This window comes from Alienimonas sp. DA493 (assembly GCF_043951915.1).
Classification (GTDB): Bacteria; Planctomycetota; Planctomycetia; order Planctomycetales; family Planctomycetaceae; genus Alienimonas.
Map to the genome: position 1 here is coordinate 1 of NZ_JBINJD010000235.1, position 5,896 is coordinate 5,896.

At 74.2% G+C, this 5,896-nt stretch carries 6 protein-coding genes; 3 read left to right on the forward strand and 3 right to left on the reverse strand.

Annotated elements, in window-relative coordinates:
- Together ACG2DA_RS21405 and ACG2DA_RS21410 are read left to right on the forward strand one after the other, a co-directional pair.
- The coding region (locus ACG2DA_RS21405; RefSeq protein ID WP_395258535.1) for a hypothetical protein at positions 1-451 on the forward strand (451 nt) is incomplete at its 5' end.
- A 15-nt stretch (positions 452-466) separates the two neighbouring features.
- Positions 467-895 (forward strand): SRPBCC family protein, encoded by a 429-nt coding sequence (locus tag ACG2DA_RS21410; RefSeq protein WP_395258537.1) that lies wholly within the window; start codon positions 467-469, stop codon positions 893-895.
- A 45-nt stretch (positions 896-940) separates the two neighbouring features.
- Here ACG2DA_RS21410 and ACG2DA_RS21415 read toward each other — a convergent pair whose 3' ends face one another.
- On the reverse strand, positions 941-3,235 hold the full coding sequence (locus tag ACG2DA_RS21415) for a PAS domain-containing protein (RefSeq protein ID WP_395258538.1): 2,295 nt from the start codon (positions 3,233-3,235) through the stop codon (positions 941-943).
- A 207-nt stretch (positions 3,236-3,442) separates the two neighbouring features.
- Positions 3,443-4,741, reverse strand: a complete 1,299-nt coding sequence (locus tag ACG2DA_RS21420; protein ID WP_395258540.1) for a hypothetical protein — start codon at positions 4,739-4,741, stop codon at positions 3,443-3,445.
- A gap of 300 nt (positions 4,742-5,041) precedes the next feature.
- Here ACG2DA_RS21420 and ACG2DA_RS21425 point away from each other — a divergent pair, with 300 nt between their 5' ends.
- Positions 5,042-5,566: a YHS domain-containing protein gene (locus ACG2DA_RS21425; protein WP_395258541.1), complete on the forward strand. Its 525-nt coding sequence runs from the start codon at positions 5,042-5,044 to the stop codon at positions 5,564-5,566.
- Positions 5,567-5,663: 97 nt separating this feature from the next.
- On the opposite strand, the gene ACG2DA_RS21430 is transcribed toward ACG2DA_RS21425, so the two are convergent.
- A partial coding sequence (locus tag ACG2DA_RS21430; RefSeq protein ID WP_395258543.1) for a hypothetical protein occupies positions 5,664-5,896 on the reverse strand: 233 nt, incomplete at its 5' end.

Below are 5,896 nucleotides of genomic sequence, written 5' to 3' on the forward strand. Positions count from 1 at the left end.
CCGGCCGGCGCTGGCCCACGTCTTCCGCATCAAGCCGGGCTTCCCGGGTACCGTGCAACTCGGGGTGACGACCCTCAGCGAGACCCCGGCAGTACGGGTGCGGATCGACCTGTCGAACACCGCCCCGCACTTTAAGAGCGTCGAAAAGCATCTGCCGCTGGCGATCCCGGTGATCGGCCCCTCCGCTCCGTTTTTTATGGACGTGGCGACCCTCCACGACGCCGACGAGCGCTTCGGCACGGACGTGGGGCTGACGGTCGACTATCAGGACCTCGCCGGGCACGAGTATCAATACGTCGCCCGGCTGAATATTTCCGACTCGCTGCCGCCGCTATCGATCGGCACGGAGTCGAACGAAAAGGCGGCCAAGGCGCTGGAGAAGATCGAACGTACCCTCCGCGAGTTGCTGAAGCACGTCACCGCCGGCGCCGCCGAGCCCGGCCCCCCCTGAATTCCTGAACGACCGATGAGCGCCCCCGAAACCGTTACCGTGCAGACCGTCGTCGCCGCCCCGCCGGAGCGGGTGTGGGACGCCTGGACCGATCCGGCCGCGATCCGGCAGTGGAACGCCGCCTCCGACGACTGGCACTGCCCCGCCGCCACGAACGACCTGCGGGTCGGCGGCGAGTTCACCTCCCGCATGGAGGCCCGCGACGGCAGCGTCGGGTTCGACTTCAAGGGCACGTATGCCGAGGTCGTCCCGCACGAATTGATCGTTTATACGATTGAAGACGACCGGGAGGTCCGGATCGAGTTCGAACCCGCCGACGGCGGCACGCGGGTGACGGAAACCTTCGTCGCGGAATCCACCCACCCCGTCGATATGCAACGAGCCGGCTGGCAGAGCATTCTGGACCGATTCAAAGCCTACGCGGAGTCGCAGTCGCCGACCTAATCCTGCGACGGCCCGGTTCGCGGGGCGGCGGTCGGCAAGAGGCGTCTAATCCGCCGGGCAGGAGTCCGACAGGTCCAGGATGCTGCCGAATAGTTCGACGACCTCGCCGTCGGCGTTTCTGATCGGCTCGCCGCGGGTTAACACGCGGTTCCAACTCCCGTCCGGGCGGCGGTGGCGGACCTGGAGTTCGAACCCGTCGCCGCCCTTGCCGGCGGCGTCGAGGGCGGCCAGCAGGGCCGGGCGGTCGTCGGGGTGCACGGTGGCGAGGTATTCGTCGAAACCGGGCGGCTCGTCGGCCGGCTCCAATCCGGCGATGCGGAAGGTCTCCTCGCTCCAGTAGGCGGCACCGCTGGCGACGTCCAACTCCCAGGTGCCCAGGCCGGCGAGGCGCTGGGTGCGGCGGAGGCGGTCCTCGCTCTTCTTTAATCCCGCCTCCTGCCGTTTGCGGACGGTCACGTCCCGGGCGTTGGTGACCACCACCCGGCGGCCGTCCACCTCCGTCACCCGGGCGCTGACCTGCACCGGCAACCGGCCGCCGGTTTTGGTGCGGAAGTCGACTTCGGCGTTCTCAAACTCGCCCCGCTCCTGCAGGCCGTGGACGAACTTTTCGCGGCAGCGGCTCGGCGGCCAGAACGACGCTTCGTCCACCGTCTTCCCCACCACGTCGGCCGGGTCGTAGCCCAGCAGGGCGGTGAATTGGTCGTTCACCTCCGTGACGCGGCCGTCGGTCAGGTCGACGAGGAACACGCAGTCCGGGCTGGCCAGGAACGCCCGGCTCCACTTGAGCACCCCCTGCTCCAGGGCGGAGCGCTCCGCCTCGGCGTTCGCCAGCTTCTCCCGGGACTCGCGGCAGCGCTCGGCGACCGGTTCGTCGTGCAGTTCGCCGGCCTCGATCAGGCCCTCGGCCAGTTCCAGATCGCCGTTGTCGCAGGCCCGTTCGGCGAAGGCGATGCGGGTCGCCCGTAAGGTTTGCTTCGCGCAGTCGTTCCCGTCCCAGGCGGCGAGGGCCTCGGCGAGCGTGCGGGTGGCGAGGGCGAAGGTCGCGTAGTCGCCGCTGGCGTTCGCCTCGGCGGCGAGCCGGCGGCCGCGGCGGGTCAGGCGGGCGCTTTCGGCGTGGGTCTCGTACTCCGCCATCAGCTCCTTGAACGCCGCCACGCCGGGCGGGCGGTCGGCGGGGTCGTCGGCCATCACCCGACGGGCGATCCGCACCAGTTCTTCGTCCCAGTCGGACTCGCCCCCCTCGGCGTCCGGGTCGTCGCCGCAGGCGTCGTCGGGTCCGGCGGGGGCGAACCGCTCCGGCCGGTAGCGGTTGACGGCGGGCTCCCGCGGCGGCTCGGGCAAATCGAGCCGGTTGGCGGCGGCGCTTTTCAGGCAGGCCGTCAGCGTCTCCCCGGCGTGCGGGCGGCGGCCGGTGGCGATCTCGAACAGCACCGCGCCCAGCAGATACACGTCGGTGCCGGGGCCGAGGTCCTCGGCGTCGCCGCGGGCCTGCTCGGGGGCCATGTAGGCGGGGGTGCCGGCGATCCCGGTGGCGTCGATGCCGCCGCACAGCCGGCCGGTCGGGACCTCCTCGCCGTCCGCCCGCCGCCGCGCGGCTTCGCGTCGCTGGGCCTCGCGAGCGTCGGCCCGGTCCTCTTCGGTCAGCGCCAGGCCCCAGTCGTTCAGCAACACCTCGCCGAACGCGCCCAGCAGCACGTTCTCCGGCTTGATGTCCCGGTGCACGACGCCGCGGGAGTGGGCGAAGGCGACGGCGTCCGCCACCGCGGAGAGGATCCGCAGGTTCTCCGATCGGGCCATCGTGCGGATCGACTCGCTCCAGGGCGTGCCGACCACCCGCTTCATCACCAGGAACGGCTCGCCCGTCTCGTCCGCGGCCAGCTCGTAGACCGGCAGGATGTTGGGGTGGTCCAGCCCGGCGACGACGCGGGCCTCGGCGAGGAAGCGGCCGCGGGCGTCCGGCCGGCCGGGCTTGAGCCGTTTGAGCGCGACGGTGCGGCCCAGGGCGGTCTGGATCGCCTCCCGCACCACGCCGCTGCCGCCCTCGCCGATGCGTTCGCCGAGTTGGTAGTCCGCCGTCGGGTCGTCGCCGACCGTGCGGACCGGCAGCGGCGGACCGGCGGCGAGGGCCTCCGCGGTGACGTTGGTGAAGTCCCCGTTCGGCGCCGGGGTGAGTTGCAGCGTGCGGCCGTTGGGATCGGCGGTGTCGGCGCCGGGATTGGGATCGCCGCCGGCGTCCAGCGGGCCGACCCGGCCGGTCGCCCGCAGCCCGGTCAACAGACCTTGCCCCTGCCATCCCCCCGGTACGACGGTGCGGGCGGAGTCGTCAGCCGCGGCGGGCATGGGGCGGGGCGGGGCGGGGCGGCCGGGGGCGGGTCGCCCAGTGTACCCGGCTCCGCCGTCGGGAAAGCGGGCTTCGAGGGTTCCGAGGAGCGCCTCGTCCCATTTTCGGGGATCGCCCTACGTCGCCCACGCCGGCCCGGTCCCGCACCGGTCGGGGGCGGCCCCCCGCTCGTCCCGCGGTTCCGCGGGCGGACGCCGCCCGGTTGTCTAACGTCCGACCGCCGCGGCGTAGCGGCGGGGCTGTTTGACGAAGGCGGCCCGGGTTTTCTCCGAGGCGAACAGGTAGATCCGGTCCTCGTAGACCGCGCAGCGGTCCGGCCGGCCGGGGACGCGGAAGCCCTCTAACACGCCCAGCACGACGTCCCCGCCGCCGGCGACCGGGAGATAGCGGGTCGGGTTTCGCTGGAACGCCGCCCGGGCCTCCGCCGTGGCGAAGTGCCAGGGGGCGCCGCCGTGCGTCGCCATATGCTCCGGCCGGCCGGGGGCCAGCCGCATCTCGTCCCGCAGGGTGACGGGGCAGACGGCCCCGAATCCCGGCGTGTGCACCTTCGCCGCCGCTTCCGCCTCCGCCGCGGCTTTCGCTTCCGCCTTCGCCTTCGCCGCCGCTTCGGCCTTCGCGGCCGCCTCCGCCTTCGCCCTCTGCTGAGCGGCGACTCGCTCCGCCTCGGCCCGGTCCGCCTGCCGCCGCTCCGCTGCCTTGCGCTCCGCCTCTGTGCGCTCCGCCTCGGCCTGCTCCGCGGCCCTGCGGGCGGCGTCGCGGCGTTCAGCCTCCAAGCGTTCCCGCTCCAGACGTTCGACCGCGGCCCGCTCCGCGGCGGCCTTCTCTTCGGCGGCCTTCTGCTCAGCGGCCTGTCGCTCGGCGGCCTGTCGCTCGGCGGCCTGTCGCTCGGCGGCCTGTCGCTCGGCGGCCTGTCGCTCGGCGGCCTGTCGCTCGGCGGCCTGTCGCTCAGCGGATTCGCGGGCGAGGCGGTCGGCGTCGGCGTCGGCTTCGCTTTGTTCGAAGGGATCGACCCACCCCGGCGGGGCGACCGCCAAGGCGCTTCTCACCAGTTCGTCGCGGCCCGGTTCGCCGTCGCCGCTCGGCGGCGCGGGAGCAACGCGGGACGCCGCGGCGACGGACGGCGCCGGCGAACCGGCGGGGCTCGGCGACGTCCGCTCCTCGGGCTCCGCGGCGTCCCGGGCCGCGGCGGCCGCGGCGGCGAGGGCGACGGAGGAATCGAACAGCGGCTCCGCCTCCAGGTCCGCCTCCAGGTTCTCCGAGGGCTCGGCGTGCGGGGGCGTCGCTTCCGGGGTCGGCGCCGCGGCAAGCTCCGGCTCCGGCGGGGGTTCCGGCTCCGGCGGCGTGACGATGATCTCCCCCTCGGCGCCGGTCGGGGCGACGACGGGGCGGCGGGCGTCGAGGATCGCCAACTCCGCCAGCAGCGCCGTGCGGAACCGCCCCGGGGGCAGCGCCTCGGCGGCCCGACGGCCGCGGGTCGCGGCGTCGGCCCGGGGTTCGTCCGTCACCCCGGCCGCGCCCCTCTCGACCGCGGCGCCCAGGACCGCCAGGCACACGAGCGGCGCGACGACGGAACGCGGGACGAAACGGCAGACCATGGGAGCGCCGGGCGCGAGAACGGGGCCAACGCCTGCGCTTATCGGCCGGCCGGTCCGGCGGATCGCGGCGAATCTGCGGGCGGGGTGAAGAAAACGCGGGTCCGGCGTCGATGTCGGCTCATGTCGGCGACGCCCCCGAACCGGGGCCGCCGCCCCGCGGCGCCCGTGCCCCGCGGCGTGCGTTCCCCGATCCCCCGTCGGCCCCGTTCCATGCCCGTCTCGCTGCCGGCCGCCCTGCTGTGCGTCCTGCTGCCGGGCGATTCGCCCGAGACGCCGACGTTGTCCGAGGCGCCGACGCGAACCGCCCCCCCGGCGATCGCCGGCGTACCGACGCTCTCCGCGGCCCCGCAGGCGACGCCGACGCCGGACCCCGGCGGGGCGAACTTCGTGCCGGCAGAGATCGCCGCCGCGGACGCCCCCCCGCTGTCCGCCCTGGGCACGCTGTGCGTGGTGGCGCTGGCGGAGCGCCGGTTCGAGGCCGCCTCCCCGCACTTCAGCGCCGTCCACGCCGGCCGCACCTATTTCTTCGCCTCGGAGCAGGCCCTCTCCCGGTTCCGCGACGCCCCGGACCGCTACGCCCCGGCGTGGTGCGGCATGGACCCGGTCGCCTATCTGGACGAGGAGATCCTCGCCGAGGGCGCCGTCCTCCGCCGCCACGCCGGCCGGTTCTACCTGTTCACGAGCGTGGAGAACTGGAACGTGTTCCGCGCCGCCCCGGGCCGCTACGCCCGATAAACAGCGGTTTCAGGACCGAGCGGAACGCCGCCCCGAAGCGTCCGCGAGGCATCGCCGCGGCGACCGGCCGGGCGACCGGCCGCACCATTGGGCCGCTCTATCGGGCGGCGAGGGCGACCGGGCGGGGGTGACAGCCGCGGCAGACCGCGGCGCGGTGGGTGGCCGGGTCGAACACCACCGCGGCGCCGCACTGCGGACAGGCCCGCACCTCCAGGGCCGACTCCCACTCGCACAGCGCCGTCCCCCGCACCAACGACCCGCAGACCAACAGCGAACCGGCGAGCACGGCGGCGCTGAGCAATCGAAACATCGGCGGTCCCTCCCCCGGCC

Excerpts from the sequence above, each read along its gene's own strand:
- ACG2DA_RS21410 (WP_395258537.1), top strand. The coding sequence starts at position 467 with ATGAGCGCCCCCGAAACCGTTACCGTGCAGACCGTCGTCGCCGCCCCG.
- ACG2DA_RS21415 (WP_395258538.1), bottom strand. The coding sequence starts at position 3,235 with ATGCCCGCCGCGGCTGACGACTCCGCCCGCACCGTCGTACCGGGGGGA.
- ACG2DA_RS21425 (WP_395258541.1), top strand. The coding sequence starts at position 5,042 with ATGCCCGTCTCGCTGCCGGCCGCCCTGCTGTGCGTCCTGCTGCCGGGC.